The following is a 26,576-nucleotide window of genomic DNA, read 5'->3' on the forward strand; positions in this document are numbered from 1 at the left end:
TATGAAAAAAGTGAACACCAAAGCAGCTCCCGCCGCGCCGGTCAGCGGGGAAGTGATAACGCTGCCGCCGGTGCAGGTGCGCCGCCGCACGCCGGCGTTTGCCCGCCGGATCAACGACCTGCTGCAGCGCCTGATCCCGGCTCTGCTCGGCCTCGGGCTGCTGGTCATCGCCTGGCAGCTGGCGGCCATCAACAGCAAGGGCTTCCCGACGCCGCTCAGCACCCTGGATTCGGCCATCACGTTGTTTGCCGATCCCTTCTACCGCGACGGCCCGAACGATATGGGGGTGGGCTGGAACGTGCTGGCCTCGCTCCAGCGCGTTGCCATCGGCTTTGGCCTGGCGGCGCTGGTGGGGATCCCGCTGGGCTTTATGATTGGCCGCTTCACCTTTCTGGCCCGCATGTTTAACCCGCTGATTGCGCTCCTGCGCCCGGTCAGCCCGCTGGCCTGGCTGCCGATTGGCCTGCTGCTGTTTCAGAAGGCAGAACCCGCCTCCAGCTGGACCATTTTTATCTGCTCGATCTGGCCGATGGTGATCAACACCGCCGAAGGGGTGCGCCGCATTCCGGAGGACTACCTCAACGTGGCGCGGGTGCTGCAGCTCTCCGAGTGGACGGTAATGCGCCGCATTCTGTTCCCCGCCGTGCTGCCCGCGGTCCTGACCGGGGTGCGCCTCTCCATCGGCATCGCCTGGCTGGTGATCGTCGCCGCCGAGATGCTCACCGGAGGCCTGGGGATCGGCTTCTGGATCTGGAACGAGTGGAACAACCTCAACGTTGAAAACATTCTCATCGCCATCGTCATTATCGGCGTGGTGGGTTTGCTGCTGGAGCAGGGGCTGATGCTGATCGCCCGTCGTTTCAGCTGGCAGGAAAAATAAGGAGCGCACATGAAACCCTTAATTCAGGTCCAGGCCGTCAGCCAGCGTTTTTCCACCGCCAGCGGCGAGTTTCTGGCGCTGCAGAACGTCTCTTTTGATATCCACGAGGGGGAGACAGTCAGCCTCATCGGCCACTCCGGCTGCGGCAAATCGACGCTGCTGAACCTCATCGCCGGTATCACTTTGCCGACGGAAGGCGGGCTGATCTGCGACAACCGCGAAATCGCCGGACCGGGCCCGGAGCGGGCGGTGGTGTTCCAGAACCACTCCCTGCTGCCCTGGCTCACCTGCTTCGACAACGTGGCCCTGGCGGTGGATCAGGTCTTCCGCCGCAGCATGAGTAAAGCCGAGCGCCGGGAGTGGATCGAACACAATCTCGACCGGGTGCAGATGGGGCACGCCATCCACAAGCGCCCGGGGGAAATTTCCGGCGGCATGAAGCAGCGGGTCGGCATCGCCCGCGCCCTGGCGATGAAGCCGAAGGTGCTGCTGATGGATGAACCCTTCGGCGCGCTCGACGCCCTGACCCGCGCCCATCTGCAGGATTCGGTGATGAAAATCCAGCAGGAGCTGAACACCACCATCGTGCTGATCACCCACGACGTCGACGAGGCGGTGCTGCTCTCGGATCGGGTCCTGATGATGACCAACGGCCCGGCGGCGACGGTGGGCGAGATCCTGCGCGTCGACCTGCCGCGCCCGCGTAACCGGGTGCAGCTGGCAGAGGAGAGCCGCTATCACCATATGCGCCAGCAGATCCTCCATTTCCTCTACGAAAAACAGCCGAAAGCGGCCTGAGGAGTAGCCCTATGCGCCTGGTCATCATTGGAAACGGTATGGCGGCAACGCGGCTGATTGAGTCGTTGACCGACCGCGCTCCCGGGCGCTTTGTCATCACCGTCATAGGTGATGAGCAGGCACCGGCCTACAACCGTATTCAGCTCTCCCCGGTGCTCGGCGGCGAGAAACAGGCCGCCGCCACGCAGCTCCATGATGAGGCCTGGTACCGTGCGCGCGGCGTGACGGTGCTGAGCGGCGAACGGGTGCTGGCGGTGGAGTGCGACGCGCGGATGTTGCGCACCGATAAACGTCTGATGGGGTGGGATGAGCTGGTGTTTGCCACCGGATCCCAGCCCTTCGTGCCGCCGATCCCCGGCGTGGGTCTGCCCCACGTCTTTACCTTCCGCACCCTCGATGACGTCAACGCCATTCTGGCTACCCCCGGCCCGGCGGTGGTGCTGGGGGGCGGGGTGCTCGGCGTGGAAGCCGCTGCGGCGTTACAACGTCACGGTGACAACGTCACGTTAGTCCATCGTGGCCCCTGGCTGATGGAGCAGCAGCTGGACCAGCAGGCCGGGCTGTTGCTGGAGCAGGCGCTGGCGGAGCGGGGCATTGGCTGCGAGCTGAACGGCGGCCTGACGGCGATTGCTGCCGACCGCATCACCCTCAGTAACGGCCGCACGCTGGCCGCCACGCGGGTGGTGCTGGCAACGGGCGTGACGCCAAACATCGCCCTCGCTCAGGCCAGCGGCGTGCCCTGCGGGCGCGGCATCCGGGTGGATGGCCAGATGCGCACCGCCCTGGAGGGCATCAGCGCCATCGGCGAGTGCTGTGAAATTAACGGCCAGACCTGGGGGCTGGTGGCTCCATGCCTGGCCCAGGCGGAGATCCTCGCCGCCCGTCTGGCCGGAGCAAACGTCACCCCCTTTACCCCGATGCAAAACGGCATGCGCCTGAAGGTGACCGGCGTGGAGCTGTTCAGCCTCGGAGAGGTCACTGCGCAACCGGATGATACGGAATGGACCAGCTGGGATCCGCTCACCCGCCACTACCGCCGCCTACTGGTTCGCAACGGCACGCTGGCAGGCGTACTGCTGATGGGGGAGTGTCGCAGCGCGGCCACCCTTACCGATTTACTGACGACGTCAGCACCCGCCCAGGCGGACTGGCTGTTCGATCGATTCACTACGCAGCCGCAGGTTGCAGGACAAAACGCGATGACAAAACCTACTCTGATTGTGGTTGGGCACGGTATGGTCGGCCACCATTTTCTTGAAGACTGCGTGAACCGCGGTTTGCATCAGCAATACCAGATTGTGGTCTTCGGGGAAGAGCGCTATGCCGCCTACGACCGCGTCCATCTCTCGGAATACTTTGCCGGACGCAGCGCCGATTCGCTGTCGATGGTGACCGGGGATTTCTTTGCCGATCACGGCATTGAGCTGCGCCTGTCGCAGCAGATTGTCGCCATCGATCGCGATGCGAAAGTGGTGCGCACCGCCAGCGGGCATGAAACCCACTGGGATAAGCTGGTGCTGGCTACCGGGTCGTACCCCTTTGTGCCCCCGGTGCCGGGGCGTGAGCTGCCGGGCTGCTTTGTCTATCGCACCCTTGACGATCTGGACCAGATTGCCGCCCACGCCAGAGGATCCCGCACCGGCGTGGTGATCGGCGGCGGCCTGCTGGGGCTGGAGGCGGCGAACGCCCTGAAACAGCTCGGGCTGGAGACCCACGTGGTGGAGTTCGCCCCGAACCTGATGGCGGTACAGCTGGATAACGACGGGGCGGCCATGCTGCGGCGCAAAATCGAAGCCCTCGGGGTGGGGGTGCATACCAGCAAAGCCACGACTGAGATTGCCGACACCGGCGCGGGCAAGATCCTGCGCTTCGCCGACGGCAGCGAGCTGGCGACCGACATGGTGGTCTTCTCTGCCGGGATCCGCCCGCAGGATGCGCTGGCCCGGGGCTGCGGCCTGGCGCTGGGCGAGCGGGGCGGGATCGCCATCGACAACCAGTGTCGCACCTCCGACGAGGACATCTTCGCCATCGGGGAGTGCGCCCTCTGGGAAGGCAAAATCTACGGCCTGGTAGCCCCCGGCTATCAGATGGCGCGGGTGGCGAGCGCCGCGCTGGCCGGGGAGGCGAACGCCTTCACCGGGGCAGACATGAGCACCAAACTCAAGCTGCTCGGCGTGGACGTGGCCTCGTTTGGCGATGCGCACGCCCGCACCCCGGGGGCGCAGAGCTACCAGTGGACCCACGGCCCGCAGCAGATCTACAAGAAGATCGTGGTTAGCGCCGACAACAAAACCCTGCTCGGCGGGGTGCTGGTGGGGGATGCCAGCGAATATGCCACCCTGGTGCAGATGATGCTCAACGACATCCATCTGCCAAAAGATCCCGAGACCCTGATCCTGCCCGCGGTGGCAGGTAGCGCCCCGAAAGCGCTGGGCGTGGCGGCCCTGCCCGAGAGCGCGCAGATCTGCTCCTGCCACAACGTCAGCAAAGGCGATATCTGCCAGGCGGTGAGCAACGGCGCTACCGACATCGGGGCGGTTAAACAGTGCACCAAAGCGGCTACCGGCTGCGGCGGGTGCAGCGCGCTGGTGAAGCAGGTGATGGAGTTCCAGCTGGCGGCCCAGGGCGTGGAGGTGAAAAAGGACATCTGCGAGCACTTCGCGTATTCGCGTCAGGAGATCTACCACCTGGTGCGCGTCAACCGCATCCACACCTTTGAGCAGCTTATCAACCGCTACGGTCAGGGCCACGGATGCGAAATCTGTAAGCCGCTGGTGGGCTCGGTGCTGGCCTCCTGCTGGAACGAATACCTGCTGAAACCAGCCCATCTGCCGCTGCAGGATACCAACGACCGCTACTTTGCCAACATCCAGAAAGACGGCACCTACTCGATTGTGCCGCGCATGGCCGCCGGAGAGGTGACTGCCGACGGGCTGATCGCCATCGGCCAGATCGCCAAACGCTACCAGCTGTACAGCAAAATCACCGGCGGGCAGCGCATCGACCTGTTTGGTGCCCGGCTGGAGCAGCTTCCGGAGATCTGGCAGCAGCTGATCGACGCCGGGTTTGAAACCGGCCACGCCTACGGCAAATCCCTGCGCACGGTGAAATCCTGCGTCGGCTCAACCTGGTGCCGCTACGGCGTGCAGGACTCCACCGGGCTGGCAGTGGTGCTGGAGAACCGCTACAAGGGGCTGCGCGCCCCGCACAAAATCAAGATGGCGGTGTCGGGTTGTACCCGCGAGTGCGCCGAAGCCCAGAGCAAGGACGTGGGGGTGATCGCCACCGACAAGGGCTGGAACCTCTACCTGTGCGGCAACGGCGGCATGAAGCCGCGCCACGCGGATCTCTTTGCCAGCGATCTCGATGACGCCACGCTCCTGCGCTACGTCGATCGCTTCCTGATGTTCTACATCCGCACCGCCGATCGCCTGCAGCGCACCAGCACCTGGCGGGACAATCTCGAGGGCGGGCTGGAGTACCTGCGGGAGGTGATCATCGACGACAGCCTCGGCATTGCCGACGAGCTGGAGCAGGAGATGCAGCGGGTGGTGGACAGCTATCAGTGCGAATGGCAGACCACCCTGCAGGATCCTGGCCGGCTGGCGCAGTTCCGCACCCTCGACGCCGCGCCGGTGGCATCGAAACGCTGGCAGGCGGTCTGTAACCTGGAGGAGATCCCCGAGGAGGCCGGGATCGGTGCCCGTCTGGGCGAGCAGCATATTGCGCTGTTCCGCTTTGGCAAATCGGTCTATGCCCTCGAAGACCGGGAGCCGGGCGGCAGCGCCAGCGTGCTCTCCCGCGGCATCCTCGGCGATGCGGGCGGCGAGCCGGTGGTGATCTCCCCGCTGTACAAAACGCGGATCCGCCTGCGCGATGGGCGGCAGGTCGACACCGGCGAAGTGGCGGTCCGCGCCTGGCCGGTGAAGCTTGACGGCGACCGGGTGCTGGTGGGCAGCGAGGAGCTGGTGATGCGTGCGGAGGCCTCATGAGTGAAACCCAAACCACCTGTCCTTACTGCGGCGTCGGCTGCGGGGTGATCGCCCGCGTCGAAAACGGCGAGGTGAGCGTGCGCGGCGACGACAACCATCCGGCCAACTTCGGGCGGCTGTGCGTCAAAGGTTCGGCATTAGGGGAGACCACCGGCCTGGCGGGCCGCCTGCTGCAGCCGGAGGTGGACGACCAGCCGGTGAGCTGGGCGCTGGCGCTGGACACGGCGGGGGCGCGCCTGCGGGAGATCGTCGATACCTACGGGCCGCAGGCGGTGGCCTTTTATGTCTCCGGCCAGCTGCTGACCGAGGACTACTACGCCGCCAACAAGCTGATGAAGGGCTTTATCGGCGCCGCCAATATCGACACCAACTCCCGGCTCTGCATGTCCTCGGCGGTGGTGGGCTACAAGCGCGCATTCGGGGAGGACATCGTTCCGTGCAGCTACGAAGACGTGGAGCAGACCGACCTCGTGGTGCTGGTGGGCTCCAATGCCGCCTGGACCCATCCGGTGCTCTATCAGCGGCTGGTGCAGGCCCGCGCCGCTAACCCGGCGATGAAGGTGGTGGTGATCGACCCCAGACGCACCGCGACCTGCGATATTGCCGATCTGCATCTGGCCCTGACGCCGGGCAGCGATGCCGGGCTGTTTGTCGGCCTGCTGAACGCTATCGACCCTGCGCAGGCCAGCGACTGGCCGCTGGAGCGGGTGGCGGCGTTCTGCGGCCTGCCGCCCGACGAGATTGCCACCTTTTATGCCTGGTTTAACGCCGCCCCGCGGGCGGTGACGCTCTACACCATGGGGATCAACCAGTCCACCAGCGGCAGCGACAAATGCACTGCCATTATCAACGTCCACCTGGCGAGCGGCAAAATCGGTCGCGAAGGCTGCGGGCCCTTTTCGCTGACCGGTCAGCCCAATGCGATGGGCGGGCGCGAGGTGGGCGGGCTGGCGAATCAGCTGGCGGCGCACATGAACTTTACCCCGGACGATCTCAGCCGGGTGGCGCGCTTCTGGGGGACGGAGCGGCTGGCGCAAACGCCGGGGCTGATGGCGGTGGAGCTGTTCGACGCCATTGCCCGCGGCGCGGTAAAGGCGGTGTGGATCATGGGCACCAACCCGGCGGTGTCGCTCCCGGACAGCCATGCGGTCTGTCAGGCCCTGGCCGCCTGTCCGCTGGTGATGGTCTCGGAGGTGATGCGCGACACCGACACCAGCCGCTTCGCCCACATCCGCTTTCCGGCGCTCGGCTGGGGGGAGAAAGAGGGCACCGTCACCAACTCCGAACGCCGCATCTCGCGCCAGCGCGCCTTTCTGCCCGCGCCCGGCGAGGCGAAACCCGACTGGTGGATCATCGCCCGTATGGCGGAGCGGCTGGGCCACGGCGCAGCCTTCGCCTGGGATCATCCCCACGCCATCTTTGCCGAGCACGCCGCGCTGACGGCGTTTGAGAACCACGGCGAGCGGCAATTGAATCTTGCGGCATTGTCGCAGCTGACCCGCGCGGAGTGGGACGCCCTGACGCCCTGGCAGTGGCCGATTAACCGCGAGGCATTAACCCGCGCCCGGCAGGTGCCGGTCATCCCGCAGTCGCACGGCGCAACGGTGGATCTGCTCTATCCCTTTCTGCTCAACAGCGGCCGACTGCGCGACCAGTGGCACACCATGACCCGCACCGGCTATGTCCCGCGCCTGATGCAGCACTGCGCCGAGCCGACGGTGGAGATCTCCCGGCAGGACGCCGCCCGGCTGGGGGTACAGGACGGACAGCTGGCGCGCATCAGCGCCCCGCGCGGGGTGATGGTGGCCCGGGCACGAATTAACGACGGGCAGCGCGCCGGGGAGCTGTTTGTCCCGATGCACTGGAACAGCTGCTTTTCGCGTCAGGGCAAGGTGAATGCCCTGGTGGCGGGGCGCTGCGATCCCGATTCCGGCCAGCCGGAGAGCAAGCAAACCGCGGTGCGGCTGATGCCGTGGCAGCCGGCGTGGCAGGGGGAGCTGTACAGCCGGGAGGCGCTGAGCCTGCCGACGCACGTGCACTGGTGGCGCAAGGCAACCGCCGGGGCGTTGCGCCTGACCCTGGCGGGAGACAAGCCGCTGATGGAGTGGTTGATGGCGCACTGCGCCGGGCAGGGCTGGCAGCTGCAAATCGCGCAAACCGACGAGCGAAGCAGCGTCCTGGCCTGGCATGACGGGGCATTGATGCTGGGGTTCTGGCAGGGCACCGGGTTGCCGACGCTGGCGCATGGGGTTATCGAAGAGGCGTTTCGCACCGCGCCGACGCAGCTGGCCGAACGTCACGCGTTGCTCAACGGGCAGAGTCCTGGCGAGCGTGTGGAGCCCGGGCGCATCATTTGCAGCTGTTTCAGCGTCGGCGAAAACGCCATCCGTGGGGCGATAGCGGAAGGGTGCGACTCGGCGGCGGCGCTGGGGGCGAAACTGCGCTGCGGGACTAACTGCGGCTCCTGCGTCCCGGAGCTGAAGGAGATGCTTTCGGTGCGGGTGTAAACGCCTGATGGCGCTGCGCTTATCAGGCCTGGGAAGGCACGGACCCCAGGTCGGGTAAGCGCAGCGCCACCCGGCAATCAGGCACCCTATTTCAGGTTATTCCTGAAATTTCCCTTAGGGCTGAAATTTTTCCTCAATCAGGCTAAGGTGTTAACTCTGTTTTCATTCAACACAGGCGCCCTTTCACGACGGTGATGGTTGTTTCTCCCCGCATTCGCTGGCTGTTCCTCCTCCTCTGTACCCCCGGAGCCGTTCATAGCGCCCCGAATTCCTTTATCCAGCAGGCGCAAAACCCCTTCGACAATAACGGCGACAGCCTGCCGGACTTAGGCATGGCGACCCCGACGGGGGAGGGTGAAAAGCATCTGGCGGAGATGGCGAAAGCCTTCGGTGAAGCCAGCATGACCGACAACGGCCTCACCACCGAGGAGCAGGCCCGGCAGTTTGCCCTGAGCCAGGTGCGGGACGCGGTCAGCCAGGAGGTTAATCAGCACATCGAGTCGTGGCTCTCCCCCTGGGGCAACGCCAGCGTCGATCTGCTGGTCGACGACGAAGGGCGATTCACCGGCAGCAAGGGTAACTGGTTTATCCCCTGGCAGGATAACAATCGCTATCTGACCTGGAGCCAGCTCGGGCTGACCCAGCAGGAGGACGGCCTGGTCAGTAACGCGGGCATCGGCCAGCGCTGGGTGGCGGGCAAATGGCTGCTGGGCTACAACACCTTTTACGACAATCTGCTGGATGAAAACCTGCAGCGCGCCGGGCTGGGGGCCGAAGCCTGGGGCGAATACCTGCGCCTGTCGGCCAACTACTATCAGCCCTTTGCCAGCTGGCGCGACAGCTCGGCGGTCGAAGAACAGCGCATGGCGCGCGGCTACGACGTCACCGCCAAAGCCTGGCTGCCGTTCTGGCATCATCTCAATACCAGCGTCAGCTTCGAGCAGTACTACGGCGACAACGTCGATCTGTTTCACACCGGGACCGGCTATCGCAACCCGCTGGCGGTCAATCTGGGGCTCGATTACACCCCGGTACCGCTGGTGACCTTCTCCGCCGCGCACAAGCAGGGAGAGAGCGGGGTGAGCCAGAATAACCTCGGCCTCAAGCTCAACTACCGCTTCGGGGTGCCGCTGAAAAAACAGCTCTCCGCCAGCGAAGTGATGGACAGCCGCTCCCTGCGGGGCAGTCGCTACGATCCGCCGGAACGCGAGAGCCTGCCGGTGCTGGAGTTCCGCCAGCGCAAGACCCTGTCGGTGTGGCTGGCAACGCCGCCGTGGGATCTTAAGCCGGGTGAGACGGTGGTCCTGAAACTGGATATTCGCAGCCGTCACGGGGTGAAGACGCTGCACTGGCAGGGCGATACCCAGGCGCTGAGTCTGACCTCACCGGCGCAGGCCAGTGACAGCGATGGCTGGAGCATTATTCTGCCGGCGTGGGATAACCGCGAGGGGGCGAGCAACCGCTGGAAGCTGTCGGTGGTGGTGGAAGATAAAGCCGGGCAGCGCGTCTCTTCCAATGAGATCACGCTGGCGCTGACGCAGCCGCTACTGGCCCTGCCGGAAGAGGATCCGCGCTGGGCGTTGCTGCCGGACGAGTAAACTCAGAAAATGCGTTCCTGATGCACCCACACCGCGGCTTCTACGCGGGATTTCAGCTTCATCTTCTTCAGCATATGTTTCACATGCACTTTGACCGTGCTCTCGGTGATGTCCAGACGACGGGCGATCATCTTGTTCGGCAGGCCCTGGGCAATCAGCTTGAGGATGTCGCGCTCGCGCGGGGTCAGCTGGCTGACGTCGCGGTCGGAGGTGGCGCGGTTGGCCCGCAGGCTGGCCGCCAGCACCGGGGTGAGGGCTTCGCTCAGCACCATGTCACCGGCCGCCGCCTGTTGCAGGGATTTCAGCAGCTCTTCCGGCTCCATGTCTTTCAGCAGGTAGCCATCCGCGCCGCGTTTCAGGGCGGTAACGACATCCTCTTCATGGTTGGAGACGCTGAACACCACCACGCGCCCGGAGAGCGATTTCTCGCGCAGCTTATCGAGGGTCTCGAGGCCGTTCATGCCGGGCATATTCAGGTCGAGCAGGATCAGATCGGGATCGAGCGCCTCGGCCAGCTCAATGCCCTGTTCGCCGTTGCTGGCTTCGCCCACCACGGTGATATCCGAGGCCATGCTGATAAGTTGTTTTACGCCGGTGCGCAGCATCGGATGGTCGTCGATCAGCAGGATTGTGGCTGGCTCCTGATTAGACATGGTGTTCTCCTTGGGCAGTGAAAAGAGGCTTTTCGGGAATAAAGGTGACGATGACGTCCGTTCCGCCTGATTCGCCTGGGCGAACCTGGCAATCTCCACGCAGACTTTGTGCGCGGTCGCGCATAATAATCAGACCATAGTGGTTACTTCTTTCGGCGTTGGCCGGTAGCCCGCAGCCGTTGTCGCGCACTACCAGTTTGACCTGGTTATCGTGCTGGGTGACGGTGAGCGAGACCGCCGTCGCCCCGGAATGTTTCAGCGCGTTGCTCAACGCTTCGCGGGCAATCTGCAGCAGATGGATGGCCTGGTGCGAGGGCACGAACCGCGGCGGCAGCTGGTAGTCCAGGGTTACGGTAAAGCCGAGCCGGGCGCTGAACTCCTGGCAGCTGGCCTCCAGCGCCGGACGCAGGCCGGGCTCGGTGAGCTGCAAACGGAAGGTGGTCAGCAGCTCGCGCAGCTGCACCCAGGAGGTGTTCAGCTCGTTGCGGATCTGGCTCAGCAGCTGCTTGTGGCTCTCGGGCAGGTCGGCGTCCTGCATCTGCAGACAGCTGACCTGCATCTTCATGCAGGAGAGCGACTGGGCGATGGAGTCATGCAGCTCCCGGGCAATGGTGGCGCGCTCTTCCATCACAATCAGCTGCTGCTGTTTTTCCTGATGGCGGTCGAGCGCCAGGGTGGCGGTCAACTGCTCGACAAGGGTATCGACCAGCTGCTGCTGATCGTGGCTCAGGTGGCGTCCGGCGGGCAGAGTGGCCAGTAAAATGCCGTATTGCGTCAGATTATCCGCCAGCCGCCATTTCAGGGTCGTGCCGCTGGTGGTCAGCGGCGGCAGGCCGCGTGGACAGAGGTGGCAGCCGATCTCATCGCAGCTCATATCTGACTGACAGGTAAATTCCTGGTGATTATCTTCATCTTCCTGGTCATACACCCGCAGCTCGATATCGTGCAGCAGGGTCAGATTCTGCAAACCGTTAAGCACCGGCGAGAGCCGCTCGCACAGCGGCACCTGGGAGTGCAGGCGGCGGTTGGCCTGCCAGAGGAAGGAGAGGATCTCGTTTTTCTGCTCCAGCCCGGCGGTTTTCTCCCGCACCCGCTGCTCCAGCACCGCATAGCTTTCGGCCAGCTCGCCGGACATGGTGTTCAGCGCTTCGCCGAGCATCGCCATCTCATTGCGGCCGTTGATATGCGTGCGTTGGCTAAAATCACGTTGGGACACGGCGCGGGCCATCGCCAGCAGTTGCCGCCAGGGGTGGAGCAGCCTGGCGCGTAGCCACAGGATGGTGAAGACCAGCAGCAGCGCCATAAATACCGCCATCAACTGTTGCAGCACCACCACCCGCTCAATACGTTGTTCGGTGCTACTGTCAAAGGCGGTGACCAGATTATCGATGCGGGTGACGAAACCGGAGATATCACTGGCGACCGCGTCAGGGTTTTGCGCCTTACGCAGCCCCGGTGCCAGCTGGTTTTGCCAGTAATCCTGCAGGGCTTTTAGCTGCGCCTGCTGATGATCGCGCTGTGCCGCGCTCTGCAGCACCGGGCTGAACGCCGTGGCGTTCATTTCGTCGAGCAACGCCTCATCTTTGGCTTCCAGCGGGATCGCCGCCAGCAGACGATAGCTCTGCATACGCAGCGAGCCGGCTTTATTAATCGCGTGGGCGCTGCCCTGAACGCCCTGCACCAGCCAGCCGGAAATTGCCATTCCCGTCACCCCGATGGCGGTAGACAGCATGACAATCAGCACCAGTTGGTTAACCAGCGTTAGCGGTGAAAAACAGCGTTTAAACATAGGGCAGTCTGGCTCCTGACAATGCCTGAACTCGGCAAGGGCTCCATTCTCAGGCATACCCTGGAGTATACCCATACCCCAAAAGGATTACCTCCTAATTGCCATATGTCGGATGAATGGGAGGAGGGGGTAGACGGGGCGTAGCAGCACAGTGAAAAACCACACCTTTTTTAGAGAATTTAGCTACTCATCAGGGAGTATGGCAACTTTTGCCCGCGGAATTTGCCCGCCTTCCCCTTGATTTATATCAACTTCCTGTCTGCTTAAAACCCTGATCTTTGTAGCATCTTTTAAGAATCAGAGGTGTCTATGAGTCACTCAACTACCCCCGAAAGGGATTCCGGCCCGGTTATTACGGAGTGGCGTCCGGAAGATCCGGCGTTCTGGCAACAGCGCGGCCAACGTATAGCCAGTCGTAATCTATGGATCTCCGTTCCCTGTCTGCTGCTGGCGTTCTGCGTCTGGATGTTGTTCAGCGCCGTCGCCGTCAACCTGCCAAAAGTGGGCTTCAAATTTACCACCGACCAGCTGTTTATGTTAACGGCGCTGCCGGCACTCTCCGGAGCGCTGCTGCGTGTGCCTTATGCCTTTATGGTGCCGCTGTTCGGCGGTCGCCGCTGGACGGCGTTCAGTACCGGGATCATGATTATCCCGTGTGTGTGGCTGGGCTTTGCGGTGCAGGATACCTCCACGCCGTTCAGCGTCTTTGTCATTATCTCTCTGCTGTGCGGCTTTGCGGGGGCGAACTTTGCCTCCAGCATGGCGAACATCAGCTTCTTCTTCCCGAAACAGAAGCAGGGCGGGGCACTGGGGATCAACGGCGGTCTGGGCAACATGGGCGTCAGCGTGATGCAGCTGATTGCGCCGCTGGCGATCTCGGTCTCCATCTTTGCCGCCTTTGGCGGTGCAGGCGTTGAGCAGGCCGATGGCTCGTACCTGTTCCTGCAGAACGCGGCCTGGATCTGGGTGCCGTTCCTGGTGGTCTTAACCCTGGCCGCATGGTTCGGCATGAACGACCTGGCGGCGTCGAAAGCCTCCCTGAGCGAACAGCTCCCGGTGCTCAAGCGTGCCCATCTGTGGATCATGGCGCTGCTCTATCTGGCAACCTTCGGCTCCTTTATCGGCTTCTCCGCCGGGTTTGCGATGCTGTCGAAAACCCAGTTCCCGGACGTGCAGATCCTGCATTATGCCTTCTTCGGCCCGTTCATTGGTGCCCTGGCGCGCTCCACCGGGGGGATGATCTCTGACCGCCTGGGCGGGACCCGCGTCACGCTGGTGAACTTTGTGGTAATGGCGATCTTCTGCGCCCTGCTGTTTATGACCCTGCCGGTTAACGGCGTGGGCGGCAACTTTGGTGCCTTCTTCGCAGTGTTTATGGTGCTGTTCCTGACCGCCGGGCTGGGTAGCGCCTCGACCTTCCAGATGATCTCGGTGATCTTCCGTAAGCTGACGATGGATCGCGTCAAAGCGCAGGGCGGAAGCGAAGAGCAGGCGATGCGTGAAGCGGCCACCGACACCGCCGCCGCGCTGGGCTTCATCTCTGCAATTGGCGCAATTGGCGGATTCTTTATCCCGAAAGCGTTCGGTATCTCTCTGGACCTGACCGGCTCACCGGCGGGAGCCATGAAAGTGTTCCTTGTTTTCTATATCGCCTGCGTGTTTGTCACCTGGCTGGTATACGGACGGAATTCTAATAAAAAATAAGTAAGTTGATTATCCGTTTGCGCGGCCCGGTGCCGCGCTTTTTTTGCCCGGTATTTAGTTACAACATACTCTTCACGATGGCCCCGTCGCCGCCTGGACACTGCGATCGCCATCGCTAAACAGGAGGCTCTACCCCTTAATACCCCTCTGCGTCTCTTCCCCACACTCTTTTGTACGATAATTTAAAAATATCCATATAAAACAATATATTGAAATGATACGTCTTGTACCGCTTTAGGGGTAGTGACGTATTAGCCACCCTTAACATCCCCTGTTCCTCTTGATCGTTATCAATTCCCACCATCTTTCATGGCGTTACCTTCGCTGCAAATCAGCAATGTCGATTTAGAGAGCCACAGGCTCCACACAGGAGATACCCGATGAGCAAATTTTTGGACCGGTTTCGCTACTTCAAACAGAAGGGTGAAACTTTTGCCGATGGGCACGGCCAGGTTCTGGAGACCAACCGGGACTGGGAAGACGGATACCGTCAGCGCTGGCAGCATGACAAAGTCGTCCGTTCCACCCACGGCGTAAACTGCACCGGCTCATGTAGCTGGAAGATTTTCGTGAAAAACGGTCTGGTGACCTGGGAAATGCAGCAGACTGACTACCCGCGCACCCGTCCGGATATGCCGAACCACGAACCGCGTGGCTGCCCGCGTGGCGCCAGCTACTCCTGGTATCTCTACAGCGCTAACCGCCTGAAATATCCGCTGATGCGTAAACGCCTGATGAAAATGTGGCGCGAAGCGAAAGTACAGCACAGCGATCCGGTTGAAGCCTGGGCCTCTATTATCGAAGACGCCGACAAAGCCAAAAGCTTCAAGCAGGCCCGCGGTCGCGGCGGCTTCGTCCGCTCCTCCTGGCAGGAAGTGAACGAGCTGATTGCCGCCTCTAACGTCTATACCGTCAAAACCTATGGCCCGGACCGCGTGGCGGGCTTCTCGCCGATCCCGGCGATGTCGATGGTCTCCTATGCTTCCGGCGCACGCTACCTGTCGCTGATCGGCGGGACCTGCCTGAGCTTCTACGACTGGTACTGCGACCTGCCGCCTGCCTCCCCGCAGACCTGGGGCGAGCAGACCGACGTGCCGGAATCGGCTGACTGGTACAACTCCAGCTACATTATCGCCTGGGGCTCTAACGTTCCGCAGACCCGTACCCCGGACGCCCACTTCTTTACCGAAGTGCGTTACAAAGGCACCAAAACCGTAGCGGTCACCCCGGACTACGCCGAAATCGCCAAGCTGTGCGATCTGTGGCTGGCACCGAAACAGGGTACCGATGCGGCGATGGCGCTGGCGATGGGCCACGTCATGCTGCGTGAGTTCCACCTCGATAAACCAAGCCAGTACTTCACCGACTACGTACGCAAATACACCGACATGCCGATGCTGGTGATGCTGGAAGAGCGTGACGGCTACTACGCCGCGGGCCGTATGCTGCGTGCCGCCGATCTGGTGGATGCCCTGGGTCAGGAAAACAATCCTGAGTGGAAAACCGTTGCCTACAACAGCAATGGCGACATGATTGCGCCGAACGGCTCCATTGGCTTCCGCTGGGGCGAGAAGGGCAAGTGGAACCTCGAGCAGCGTGATGGCACCACCGGCGCTGAGGCCGAGCTGCGCCTGAGCATGCTGGGCAGCCAGGACGAGATCGCCGATGTCGGCTTCCCGTACTTTGGCGGCGAAGGTTCTGAGCACTTCAACAAGGTTGAACTGCAGAACGTCCTGATGCACAAACTGCCGGCGAAACGCCTGCAGCTGGCCGACGGCTCCACCGCGCTGGTGACTACCGTTTACGACCTGACCCTGGCGAACTACGGTCTGGAGCGCGGTCTGAACGATGAAAACTGTGCCACCAGCTATGACGACGTAAAAGCCTACACCCCGGCCTGGGCTGAGCAGATCACCGGCGTACCGCGGGCGCACATCATCCGTACCGCACGTGAATTTGCTGATAACGCGGATAAGACTCACGGCCGGTCGATGATCATTGTGGGTGCCGGTCTGAACCACTGGTATCACCTGGATATGAACTACCGTGGCCTGATCAACATGCTGATCTTCTGCGGCTGCGTTGGTCAGAGCGGCGGTGGCTGGGCACACTACGTGGGCCAGGAAAAACTGCGTCCGCAGACCGGCTGGCAGCCGCTGGCGTTCGCCCTCGACTGGCAGCGCCCTGCGCGCCACATGAACAGCACCTCCTACTTCTATAACCACTCCAGCCAGTGGCGCTATGAGACAGTGACTGCCCAGGAACTGCTCTCCCCGATGGCGGATAAATCCCGCTATAGCGGTCATCTGATTGACTTCAACGTGCGCGCAGAGCGCATGGGCTGGCTGCCGTCTGCACCTCAGCTGGGCACCAACCCGCTGCGCATCGCGGAAGAGGCGAAGAAGGCGGGCATGTCCCCGGTGGATTACACCGTTAAATCCCTCAAAGACGGCTCAATCCGTTTCGCGGCAGAACAGCCGGAAAACGGTAAAAACCATCCGCGCAACCTGTTTATCTGGCGTTCCAACCTGCTGGGCTCGTCCGGTAAAGGCCACGAGTACATGCTGAAATACCTGCTCGGTACCGAAAACGGTATCCAGGGTAAAGATCTCGGCAAGCAGGGCGGCGTGAAGCCGGAAGAGGTGGAGTGGAAAGACAACGGTCTCGACGGCAAGCTGGATCTGGTGGTGACCCTCGACTTCCGTCTGTCCAGCACCTGCCTGTACTCCGACATCGTGCTGCCAACCGCGACCTGGTATGAAAAAGACGACATGAATACCTCGGATATGCATCCGTTTATTCATCCGCTGTCTGCGGCCGTTGACCCGGCGTGGGAATCGAAAAGCGACTGGGATATCTACAAGGACATCGCGAAGAAATTCTCTGAAGTCTGCGTGGGACACCTCGGCAAAGAGACCGACGTGGTGACGCTGCCTATTCAGCACGACTCCGCTGCCGAACTGGCGCAGCCGCTGGACGTGAAGGACTGGAAAAAAGGCGAATGCGACCTGATCCCGGGCGTGACCGCGCCGCACATTATTCCGGTGGAACGTGACTACCCGGCAACCTACGAGCGCTTTACCTCTATCGGCCCGCTGATGGAGAAAATCGGTAACGGCGGGAAGGGCATCGGCTGGAACACCCAGACCGAAATGGATCTGCTGCGCAAGCTTAACTACACCAAAGCGGACGGCCCGGCCAAAGGCCAGCCAATGCTGAACACGGCGATTGATGCGGCAGAGATGATCCTGACCCTGGCGCCGGAAACCAACGGCCAGGTGTCGGTGAAAGCCTGGGCGGCGCTGAGTGAGTTTACCGGGCGCGACCATACGCATCTGGCCTTAAACAAAGAAGACGAAAAGATCCGCTTCCGCGATATTCAGGCCCAGCCGCGCAAAATCATCTCCAGCCCGACCTGGTCTGGCCTCGAAGATGAGCACGTGTCCTATAACGCCGGCTATACCAACGTGCACGAGCTGATCCCATGGCGCACCCTGTCCGGCCGTCAGTCGCTGTATCAGGATCACCAGTGGATGCGCGACTTCGGTGAGAGCCTGCTGGTGTACCGTCCACCAATCGACACTCGCTCGGTGAAAGCCGTGATGGGCAAGAAATCCAACGGCAATCCGGAGAAGGCGCTGAACTTCCTGACGCCGCACCAGAAGTGGGGGATCCACTCCACCTACAGCGACAACCTGCTGATGCTGACCCTGTCGCGCGGTGGCCCGATTGTCTGGATGAGCGAAACGGACGCTAAAGATCTGGGTATTGAAGATAACGACTGGATCGAAGTGTTCAACAGCAACGGTGCCCTGACGGCGCGAGCGGTGGTGAGCCAGCGTGTCCCGGCCGGGATGACCATGATGTACCACGCGCAGGAACGTATCGTTAACCTGCCGGGTTCAGAGATCACCGAGCAGCGCGGCGGGATCCACAACTCCGTGACCCGTATTACGCCGAAGCCGACCCATATGATCGGCGGTTATGCCCAGCTGGCCTACGGCTTTAACTACTACGGCACCGTAGGATCGAACCGCGATGAGTTCGTGGTGGTACGTAAGATGAAGAATATTAACTGGTTAGACGGCGAAGGTAATGACCAGGTACAGGAGAGCGTAAAATGAAAATTCGTTCACAAGTCGGCATGGTGCTGAATCTGGATAAATGCATCGGCTGTCATACCTGCTCGGTCACCTGTAAAAACGTCTGGACCAGCCGCGAAGGTATTGAGTACGCCTGGTTCAACAACGTGGAAAGCAAGCCGGGCACCGGCTTCCCGACCGACTGGGAAAACCAGGAGAAGTGGAAGGGCGGCTGGATCCGTAAAATCAACGGCAAGCTGGGGCCGCGCATGGGTAACAAAGCGCTGCTGCTGGGTAAAATCTTCGCTAACCCGCATCTGCCGGGCATCGACGATTACTACGAGCCGTTTGATTTTGACTACCAGAACCTGCACAACGCGCCGGAGAGCAAACACCAGCCGATTGCCCGTCCTCGCTCGCTGATCACCGGTCAGCGGATGGACAAGATCACCAGCGGGCCAAACTGGGAAGAGATTCTGGGCGGCGAGTTCGAAAAACGCGCCAAAGACCAGAACTTCGAGAACATGCAGAAGGCGATGTACGGCCAGTTCGAAAACACCTTCATGATGTATCTGCCGCGTCTGTGCGAGCACTGCCTCAACCCGGCATGTGTGGCGACCTGCCCGAGCGGTGCCATCTACAAGCGTGAAGAGGACGGTATCGTCCTGATCGACCAGGACAAGTGCCGCGGCTGGAGGATGTGCATCACCGGTTGCCCGTACAAAAAGATCTACTTCAACTGGAAGAGCGGCAAGTCTGAGAAGTGCATCTTCTGCTATCCGCGTATTGAAGCCGGTATGCCGACCGTCTGCTCCGAGAGCTGCGTAGGCCGTATCCGCTACCTCGGCGTGCTGCTGTACGACGCGGACGCGATTGAAAACGCCGCGAGCACCGAGCACGAGAAAGATCTCTATCAGCGTCAGCTGGACGTGTTCCTCGATCCGAACGATCCGAAAGTGATCGCTCAGGCGCTGAAGGACGGCATTCCGCAGAGCGTCATTGACGCCGCGCAGCAGTCTCCGGTGTACAAAATGGCGATGGACTGGAAGCTGGCCCTGCCGCTGCACCCGGAATACCGCACCCTGCCGATGGTCTGGTACGTGCCGCCTCTGTCACCGATTCAGTCAGCCGCGGATGCGGGCGAGCTGGGCAGCAACGGCATTCTGCCGGACGTGGAAAGCCTGCGTATCCCGGTTCAGTACCTGGCAAACCTGCTGACCGCAGGCGATACCCAGCCGGTACTGCTGGCGCTGAAACGTATGCTGGCGATGCGCCACTTCAAACGTGCCGAAACCGTGGACGGCGTGACCGATACCCGCGCGTTGGAAGAGGTTGGTCTGACCGAAGCCCAGGCGCAGGAGATGTACCGCTACCTGGCGATTGCAAACTACGAAGACCGTTTCGTGGTACCGAGCAGCCACCGTGAGCTGGCGCGTGAAGCCTTCCCGGAGAAAAGCGGGTGTGGCTTTACCTTCGGCGACGGTTGCCACGGCTCAGACAGCAAATTCAACCTGTTCAACAGCCGCCGCATCGACGCCATGGATGTGACCAGTAAAACGGAGCCGCACTCATGATTGAACTCGTCATTGTTTCGCGTCTGCTCGAGTACCCGGATGCTGCCCTTGTGCAGCATCAACAGGAACTCTTTGATGCACTCGCGTCATCGGAAAACCTGGATAAAGAGGATGCCCAGCGGCTGGGCATTTTCCTCCGCGACCTGTTAGCGCGCGATCTTCTGGATGCGCAGGCGGACTACAGCCAGCTGTTTGACCGCGGTCGCGCCACCTCGCTGCTGCTGTTTGAACACGTTCACGGCGAATCCCGCGATCGTGGTCAGGCGATGGTTGACCTGATGGCGCAGTATGAGCAGCACGGCATGCAGCTCGACAGCCGCGAGCTGCCGGATCACCTGCCGCTGTACCTGGAATATCTGGCGCAGTTGCCGAAAGAGGAGGCGCTGGGTGGTCTGCATGACATCGCGCCGATCCTGGCGCTGCTCGGCGCACGTCTGCAGCAGCGCGAGAGCCGCTACGCGGTGCTGTTCGATCTGCTGGTGAAGCTGGCCAACGCGTCGGTCGACAGTGAAAAAGTGGCGGAGAAAATCGCCGATGAAGCCCGGGATGATACCCCGCAAGCGCTGGATGCCGTCTGGGAAGAAGAGCAGGTGAAGTTCTTTGCTGACCAGAGCTGCGGCGAGTCGGAAATCTCGGCTCACCAGCGTCGTTTTGCCGGTGCCGTGGCCCCGCAATATTTGAATATCTCTAACGGAGGACAGCAATAATGCACTTCCTGAATATGTTCTTCTTCGATATCTATCCGTATATTGCGGGTTCGGTCTTTCTGATTGGTAGCTGGCTGCGTTATGACTACGGCCAGTACAGCTGGCGCGCCGCCTCCAGCCAGATGCTGGATCGCAAAGGGATGAACCTGGCCTCGAACCTATTCCACATCGGGATTCTGGGGATCTTTGCCGGTCACTTCCTCGGAATGCTGACCCCGCACTGGATGTATGAATCCTTCCTGCCGATGGACGTGAAGCAGAAGATGGCGATGATTGCCGGCGGTGCCTGCGGCGTGATGACCCTGGTGGGCGGCCTGCTGCTGCTTAAGCGTCGCCTGTTCAGCCCGCGCGTGCGGGCCACCACCACCGGGGCGGATATTCTGATCCTCTCCCTGCTGATGGTGCAGTGTGCGCTGGGTCTGCTGACTATTCCGTTCTCCGCGCAACACATGGACGGCAGCGAAATGCTGAAGCTGGTGGGGTGGGCGCAGTCGGTTGTCACTTTCCACGGCGGGGCGTCTGAGCATCTGGACGGCGTGGCCTTTGTCTTCCGCGTGCACCTGGTGCTGGGTATGACCCTGTTCCTGCTGTTCCCGTTCTCCCGTCTGGTGCATATCTGGAGCGCGCCGGTGGAGTACCTGACGCGCAGATATCAGATTGTTCGCGCCCGTCGCTAATCCGCTGTTTTAATCGTAACCCCGCTCTGGCGGGGTTTTTTTTCGCCCCAGCCGAGGTTGTTGCCCGCCGCTGCCAGCAGAATCAACGCCCCGCCCGCCAGCTGAGTGAGATTCAGGGCGTGGCCAAACACCAGATTATCGACAATTAGCGCCACCACCGGATAGATAAAAGACAGCGAGCCGATGATGGGGGTAGGGAGCTTCTGAATGGCGCTGTACAGTAGCTGATACATGATCCCGGTGTGAACAATGCCCAGCGTCAATAAAATCACCCACGGGAAATCACCTGATAAAGCGGGCAGATGCGCCAGTGGCAGAAGCATCACCACGCCGGTCAGGACCTGAATAAAGGCGATATGCTGCGGCGCGATTGTTTTTAACTTCCGGGTGATGATGGCGGTGAGGGCATAGAAGAAAGCCGCGCCCAGCGCCAGGCCGATTCCCGCCAGCCATCCTGTTTCATGCCCGCCGGTCAGCTCGCTGGAGAGCAGAATCACCACGCCGCCAAAGGCGATGAATAACCAGCCCCATTTCACCAGGCTCACTCGCTCGCCCAGCAGCATGCCCATCAGCACCAGCATAAAGGGCTGGGTGTTATAGACCACCGTCGACAGGCCGATAGAGATACGCTCAAAGGCGGCAAACAGCAGCAGCCAGTTCACCACCAGCGCGACGCCGCCGAGAACGGCGAGGCCCAGCGTGACTTTGGTTAACGGGCTGAAAGGCTGTTTACTGAAACGAATAAAAACAAACAGCGCCAGGGCACCGATCAGACAGCGCCAGAACACCACTTCCGTTACCGGTAAGCCCGAGAGCAAAACAAACGCGCCGATAGAACCGGATATCAGCATCGCCAGGCTCATTTGCCAGACGCCCTGTTGAATGTCACGCATCATACACCTCCTGATTAATGGCCTTATTGTTGAAAAAAAGTGTCCGGTTTTACAGCGCTGAATTAAGGTAGGAGGGGTAAATGGCTTTTATAAATTAGGTGAAGGTGATGAATTACCTTATCGATGAGATCGACCGTGCGATTGTGGCCTGTCTGGTGGAGGATGCACGCATGTCGCTGAAGGTTTTGAGCGGTCGGGTGGGACTTACGTCACCCAGCACGGCAGAGCGCCTGAAAAGGCTGGAAGAGCGCGGTGTGATTCAGGGGTATGGCGCACGGATAAACCTGGCAGCGTTAGGCTATAGCCTGCAGGCCCTGGTGCGCGTGCGGCCGTTGCCGGGGTTATTGCATAAGGTGGATAAATATATCCAGGCGATGCCCGAGTGCATCGAGAGCGACAAAGTGACCGGCGAGGATTGTTTTGTTATCCGGCTGGTGGTGCGCTCGATAGAGCAGTTGGATGTGTTGCTGGACGGGCTGGCGGAACACGCCCAGTGCAATACGTCGATTGTGAAGAGTTCACCGGTGACGCGTCGGTTGCCACCGTTGTAGCGTTTTTTGCCGGGTGGCGGCGATGCCTTACCCGGCCTACAAATGTGGCGCGGTTTTGTCGTTTTGTAGCCCCGGTTAGCGCAGCGCCACCGGGGAAAACAAGTGCGCGGAATCGGAGGGATTTGTCTTTATCTGGAATTGATTTTTTACTAAGAAGAGATGGTGGTGGGGGAAGGATTCGAACCTTCGAAGTCGATGACGGCAGATTTACAGTCTGCTCCCTTTGGCCGCTCGGGAACCCCACCAGGGGTAATTCACATTTTGAGGTAAAGCTTGAAGATGGTGGTGGGGGAAGGATTATTCGTCGCTTCGCTCCTCACCCTGCGGGCCGTTGCCTTTGGCAACGTTGTCTCGCTTTCGCTCGACCCGAACCTTAATCGAAGGTTCTCACCCTTCCCGATAAGTGCAAACTTCACGACATCTTATCGGTATTACCACATCGCTGTGGTGAATAATGGTGGTGGGGGAAGGATTCGAACCTTCGAAGTCGATGACGGCAGATTTACAGTCTGCTCCCTTTGGCCGCTCGGGAACCCCACCACGGGGTAATGCTTTTACTGGCCTGCTTCCTTGCGGGAAGCGGGGCGCATCATATCAAATGACGCGCCCCTGTAAAGCCTTCCTTTGCTAAATTGAATCGTTTGCCTGATTTTTACGCATAAAGACGCAAAGCTAATCGATTCATTTTATAAAGGATTAAAGAATAATGGTTCGGTTGCCGTAAACGAATACCCGCTGCGCCAGTACCTGATACAGCGCCCGGCTTAACACATTCTTCTCGACGTCGCGTCCGGCACGCATCATATCTTCCGCCGTGTAGGTGTGATCCACATGAATCACGTCCTGCATGATGATCGGACCTTCGTCCAGATTGTCATTCACGTAGTGCGCAGTTGCCCCGATGATCTTCACGCCGCGCTCGTACGCCTGATGATACGGACGCGCACCAATAAAGGCCGGCAGGAACGAGTGGTGAATGTTGATAATCTTATTCGGGAAGCGGGCAACGAAAGATGGCGTCAGGACGCGCATGTATTTCGCCAGCACCACGTAATCCGGATTGTGCGCTTCGATGGCCTGCGCCATTAAATTGTCATGCTCTTCGCGGGTATGGCCTTCATGACTGACCAGCTCAAACGGAATATCAAAACGTTCAACCAGGGTGCGCAGCGTCTCGTGGTTGCCAATGACCGCGGCGATCTCCACATCCAGGCCGCCGTAGTTGGCTTTCATCAGCAGGTCGCCCAGGCAGTGCGCCTCTTTGGTGACCAGAATTACGACCCGGCGACGACCGGCAGGGGTCAGCTCGCGGACGGATCCTTCCGGCAGCGCACCGTCCAGATCGGCCAGCAGCGTCACGTCGTTGAAAATCCCTTCCAGCTCTGTACGCATAAAGAAGCGACCGGTACGGTGATCAACAAACTCGTTGTTCTGCACGATGTTCAGTTCATGCTTGTAGCAAATGTTGGTAATACGGGCGATCAGCCCTTTCTGGTCGGGACAAATGGTGCGCAGCACTTTGCGTTGTGTTGATTGCATTGCCGGAAAATCCTTTGCGAGTTTGCTAAAACGGTGTTGTCAGGCCTTATTGCCCGCAACACTTTTTAAATTTTTTACCTGAACCACAGGGGCAGGGGTCATTACGACCGAACTGCGGACGTGTACCGTCAATATAGTACCACCGTCCCCCTTCCTTTAAGAAACGCGAGCGTTCGATGATGGCACCCGTTTTCCCCTGCTCGGTAAAGCGGGCAACAAAACTGACGAACCCTTCGTTCTCATCTTTGCCTGCTGCAGTTTCGTACTGGGTCAGCCCGGCCCATTGCGTGTTCGCAAATCCGGCCTCGATCTCCTGACGAAAATCAGCAGCCTGACACGACGGATGCCAGGTCTTAATCAGGTAGTCTGCGTCCCGCATCACAAAAGCGGTGTATCGGGACCGCATAAGTGAGGCCGGGTCCGGTGCAACCTGTTCTCCAGTAAGATATCGCAGGCAACATAGGCTATACTCGAGAGCGCTACCGCAGGGACAGAGTTGAGACACGATTCTCTTCCTGAAACTAAAAAATGAATGGCGCGTAACGCCAGGGTGGCACTATGTTAACTGAGCGGTTGCAATGACGCTATGCCAGGAATCCAGGGGACTATAAACAGGGCTAATGAGAAAAGTTAAAATCGGACTGGCGTTGGGCTCAGGAGCAGCCCGGGGCTGGTCGCATATTGGTGTGATCAACGCCTTACAACGTTTAGGTATCGAAATAGACATTGTCGCAGGCTGTTCAATAGGTTCTCTGGTGGGGGCCGCCTACTCGTGTGGCAAACTCCCCGAGCTGGAAACCTGGGTACGATCCTTTAGCTACTGGGACGTCCTGCGCCTGATGGATCTCTCCTGGCAACGTGGCGGGTTATTACGTGGTGAACGCGTATTCAACCGTTTCCGCCAGGTCATGCCCCTGACCGAATTCTCCAGCTGCCAGATGCCTTTCGGTGCGGTTGCTACCAACCTCAGCACCGGTCGGGAAATCTGGTTTACCGAAGGCGATATCCATCTTGCCGTGCGCGCCTCCTGCAGCATGCCGGGCCTGATGGCACCGGTGCCGCACAATGGCTACTGGCTGGTGGACGGCGGCGTTGTCAACCCCGTGCCCATTTCTCTGACCCGCGCGATGGGGGCCGATATCGTGATTGCGGTCGATCTCCAGCATGATGCCCATCTGATGCAGCAGGACCTGATGCCGGTGAATACCCAAACGGATGACGGCGCACTCGACGATCTCGCCTGGCATGAAAAGCTGCGCGGACGTCTGAGCCGGGTGGCGACGCGTAAACGGGTCGCCGCGCCGACCGCCATGGAGATTATGACCACCTCGATTCAGGTGCTGGAAAATCGCCTGAAACGCAATCGAATGGCGGGAGATCCGCCTGATATCTTGATCCAACCATTTTGTCCACAGATTTCAACGCTCGATTTCCATCGCGCTGAGGCGGCGATAACCGCAGGTGCGCAGGCGGTCGAAAAGAAAATGGATGAATTATTACCTTTGGTGCGGGCTTCTGCCTGAGCACCCTTTTTTTGATTACTTCAGCAAAATCTGACAGGCGATAGTACCGATAGCATGCCACTATTGATCTATTGTCAGCGCCGGGAGAGACCATGACACAGCCATTAGCCGGGAAACAAATTCTGATAGTTGAAGACGAGCCTGTTTTCCGCTCACTACTGGATTCGTGGCTTTCATCACTGGGAGCAACAACAGCACTCGCGGGGGATGGTGTAGACGCCCTCGAAAAAATGGCGGGCCTGAAGCCCGATCTGATGATTTGCGATATTGCCATGCCGCGGATGAATGGCCTGAAGCTGGTGGAGCATCTGCGTAACGCCGGGGACCAGATCCCTATCCTCGTTATTTCCGCCACCGAGAATATGGCCGATATCGCCAAAGCGTTACGTCTGGGCGTGCAGGATGTCCTGCTCAAGCCGGTCAAAGATCTTAACCGCCTGCGCGAAACCGTTCTCGCCTGCCTCTATCCCAACATGTTTAATTCGCGGGTAGAAGAAGAGGAGCGACTCTTTCAGGACTGGGATGCGCTGGTTAATAACCCTACTGCCGCAGCGAAGCTTCTGCAGGAGCTACAGCCGCCGGTGCAACAGAACATCTCCGGGTGCAAAGTGAATTACCGTCAGCTGGTTGCTGCCGATCAACCTGGCCTGGTGCTGGATATTGCCCCGTTATCCGATAACGATCTGGCGTTTTATTGTCTGGACGTGACCCGGGCGGGGGATAATGGCGTGCTGGCGGCGTTATTATTACGCGCCCTGTTTAATGGTTTGCTTCAGGAACAACTTTCTCATCAGGGACAACGCCTGCCAGAGTTAGGGAGTTTACTTAAACAGGTTAACCAGCTGCTGCGTCAGGCAAGTTTGCCCGGGCAATTTCCGTTGCTGGTCGGTTATTATCACAGCGAGTTGAAAAATTTGATTCTGGTCTCTGCCGGACTTAATGCCACGCTTAATACTGGCGAACACCATATTCAGGTCAGTAACGGCGTTCCGTTAGGAACCTTAGGCAACACCTATCTTAATCAAATAAGCCACCGCTGCACCTCATGGCAATGCCAAATTTGGGGGACAGGCGGGCGGTTGCGCTTAATGTTGTCCACGGAATAATCA

General features: G+C 60.3%; 18 protein-coding genes, 2 tRNA genes and 1 other RNA gene. 13 read left to right on the forward strand and 8 right to left on the reverse strand.

The features are described 5' to 3' along the window. Nucleotide 1 precedes the first annotated feature (1 nt). The 5 genes from ntrB to WFO70_RS03775 all read left to right on the forward strand — a co-directional run bounded on the left by ntrB (nt 2) and on the right by WFO70_RS03775 (nt 9,775). On the forward strand, nt 2-880 hold the full coding sequence (gene ntrB / locus WFO70_RS03755) for a nitrate ABC transporter permease (protein ID WP_337014723.1): 879 nt from the start codon (nt 2-4) through the stop codon (nt 878-880). A gap of 9 nt (nt 881-889) precedes the next feature. Next, complete coding sequence (locus WFO70_RS03760; protein WP_225758598.1) at nt 890-1,678, forward strand: ABC transporter ATP-binding protein; 789 nt, start codon at nt 890-892, stop codon at nt 1,676-1,678. Nucleotides 1,679-1,689: 11 nt separating this feature from the next. Further along, nucleotides 1,690-5,670 carry a nitrite reductase large subunit NirB gene (gene nirB / locus WFO70_RS03765; protein ID WP_337014724.1) on the forward strand — a complete coding sequence of 1,327 codons (3,981 nt, stop codon included), beginning with the start codon at nt 1,690-1,692 and terminating at the stop codon, nt 5,668-5,670. Then, nucleotides 5,667-8,177: a nitrate reductase gene (locus WFO70_RS03770; RefSeq protein ID WP_337014725.1), complete on the forward strand. Its 2,511-nt coding sequence runs from the start codon at nt 5,667-5,669 to the stop codon at nt 8,175-8,177. Before nirB ends, WFO70_RS03770 begins: the two co-directional genes overlap by 4 nt. Before the next feature lie 194 nt (nt 8,178-8,371). Then, on the forward strand, nt 8,372-9,775 hold the full coding sequence (locus tag WFO70_RS03775; RefSeq protein ID WP_337014726.1) for a YchO/YchP family invasin: 1,404 nt from the start codon (nt 8,372-8,374) through the stop codon (nt 9,773-9,775). A 2-nt stretch (nt 9,776-9,777) separates the two neighbouring features. On the opposite strand, the gene narL is transcribed toward WFO70_RS03775, so the two are convergent. Both narL and narX read right to left on the reverse strand, forming a co-directional pair. Next, nucleotides 9,778-10,428 carry a two-component system response regulator NarL gene (narL, locus tag WFO70_RS03780; RefSeq protein ID WP_039030700.1) on the reverse strand — a complete coding sequence of 217 codons (651 nt, stop codon included), beginning with the start codon at nt 10,426-10,428 and terminating at the stop codon, nt 9,778-9,780. Continuing rightward, on the reverse strand, nt 10,421-12,217 hold the full coding sequence (gene narX / locus WFO70_RS03785; protein ID WP_337014727.1) for a nitrate/nitrite two-component system sensor histidine kinase NarX: 1,797 nt from the start codon (nt 12,215-12,217) through the stop codon (nt 10,421-10,423). The genes narL and narX overlap by 8 nt, the downstream gene beginning before the upstream one ends. A gap of 309 nt (nt 12,218-12,526) precedes the next feature. Between narX and WFO70_RS03790 the strand changes: the two genes are divergently transcribed. The 5 genes from WFO70_RS03790 to narI all read left to right on the forward strand — a co-directional run bounded on the left by WFO70_RS03790 (nt 12,527) and on the right by narI (nt 20,961). Then, nucleotides 12,527-13,921 carry a NarK family nitrate/nitrite MFS transporter gene (locus tag WFO70_RS03790; RefSeq protein ID WP_337014728.1) on the forward strand — a complete coding sequence of 465 codons (1,395 nt, stop codon included), beginning with the start codon at nt 12,527-12,529 and terminating at the stop codon, nt 13,919-13,921. 380 nt (nt 13,922-14,301) lie between these two features. Then, entirely contained in the window at nt 14,302-18,045 is a 3,744-nt protein-coding gene (locus WFO70_RS03795; RefSeq protein ID WP_337014729.1) for a nitrate reductase subunit alpha, read from the forward strand. Further along, nucleotides 18,042-19,577 (forward strand): nitrate reductase subunit beta, encoded by a 1,536-nt coding sequence (gene narH / locus WFO70_RS03800; protein ID WP_337014730.1) that lies wholly within the window; start codon nt 18,042-18,044, stop codon nt 19,575-19,577. The genes WFO70_RS03795 and narH overlap by 4 nt, the downstream gene beginning before the upstream one ends. Further along, on the forward strand, nt 19,574-20,284 hold the full coding sequence (gene narJ, locus WFO70_RS03805) for a nitrate reductase molybdenum cofactor assembly chaperone (RefSeq protein WP_337014731.1): 711 nt from the start codon (nt 19,574-19,576) through the stop codon (nt 20,282-20,284). Before narH ends, narJ begins: the two co-directional genes overlap by 4 nt. After that, complete coding sequence (gene narI, locus WFO70_RS03810; protein ID WP_337014732.1) at nt 20,284-20,961, forward strand: respiratory nitrate reductase subunit gamma; 678 nt, start codon at nt 20,284-20,286, stop codon at nt 20,959-20,961. The genes narJ and narI overlap by 1 nt, the downstream gene beginning before the upstream one ends. Here the strand turns inward: narI and WFO70_RS03815 are convergent. Beyond that, nucleotides 20,958-21,854: a DMT family transporter gene (locus WFO70_RS03815; RefSeq protein WP_337016591.1), complete on the reverse strand. Its 897-nt coding sequence runs from the start codon at nt 21,852-21,854 to the stop codon at nt 20,958-20,960. The genes narI and WFO70_RS03815 overlap by 4 nt on opposite strands. A gap of 107 nt (nt 21,855-21,961) precedes the next feature. Here WFO70_RS03815 and WFO70_RS03820 point away from each other — a divergent pair, with 107 nt between their 5' ends. Next, nucleotides 21,962-22,405 (forward strand): Lrp/AsnC family transcriptional regulator, encoded by a 444-nt coding sequence (locus WFO70_RS03820; RefSeq protein ID WP_337014733.1) that lies wholly within the window; start codon nt 21,962-21,964, stop codon nt 22,403-22,405. Between the two features lie 160 nt (nt 22,406-22,565). Here the strand turns inward: WFO70_RS03820 and WFO70_RS03825 are convergent. From WFO70_RS03825 to WFO70_RS03845, 5 genes are all read right to left on the reverse strand, one after another. After that, nucleotides 22,566-22,650: transfer RNA gene (locus WFO70_RS03825), tRNA-Tyr, on the reverse strand. 35 nt (nt 22,651-22,685) lie between these two features. After that, nucleotides 22,686-22,817: non-coding RNA, RtT sRNA (locus tag WFO70_RS03830), on the reverse strand. A 43-nt stretch (nt 22,818-22,860) separates the two neighbouring features. Next, nucleotides 22,861-22,945, reverse strand: a tRNA-Tyr gene (locus tag WFO70_RS03835). A gap of 156 nt (nt 22,946-23,101) precedes the next feature. Then, complete coding sequence (gene purU, locus WFO70_RS03840) at nt 23,102-23,944, reverse strand: formyltetrahydrofolate deformylase (protein ID WP_142489837.1); 843 nt, start codon at nt 23,942-23,944, stop codon at nt 23,102-23,104. A gap of 46 nt (nt 23,945-23,990) precedes the next feature. Beyond that, entirely contained in the window at nt 23,991-24,449 is a 459-nt protein-coding gene (locus WFO70_RS03845) for a YchJ family protein (protein ID WP_337014734.1), read from the reverse strand. A 115-nt stretch (nt 24,450-24,564) separates the two neighbouring features. Between WFO70_RS03845 and rssA the strand changes: the two genes are divergently transcribed. Together rssA and rssB are read left to right on the forward strand one after the other, a co-directional pair. Beyond that, complete coding sequence (gene rssA, locus WFO70_RS03850) at nt 24,565-25,467, forward strand: patatin-like phospholipase RssA (RefSeq protein ID WP_166182707.1); 903 nt, start codon at nt 24,565-24,567, stop codon at nt 25,465-25,467. 92 nt (nt 25,468-25,559) lie between these two features. Next, nucleotides 25,560-26,573: a two-component system response regulator RssB gene (rssB, locus tag WFO70_RS03855; RefSeq protein ID WP_337014735.1), complete on the forward strand. Its 1,014-nt coding sequence runs from the start codon at nt 25,560-25,562 to the stop codon at nt 26,571-26,573. Nucleotides 26,574-26,576 lie beyond the last annotated feature (3 nt).

Source organism: Leclercia sp. AS011 (genome assembly GCF_037152535.1).
GTDB lineage: Bacteria > Pseudomonadota > Gammaproteobacteria > Enterobacterales > Enterobacteriaceae > Enterobacter.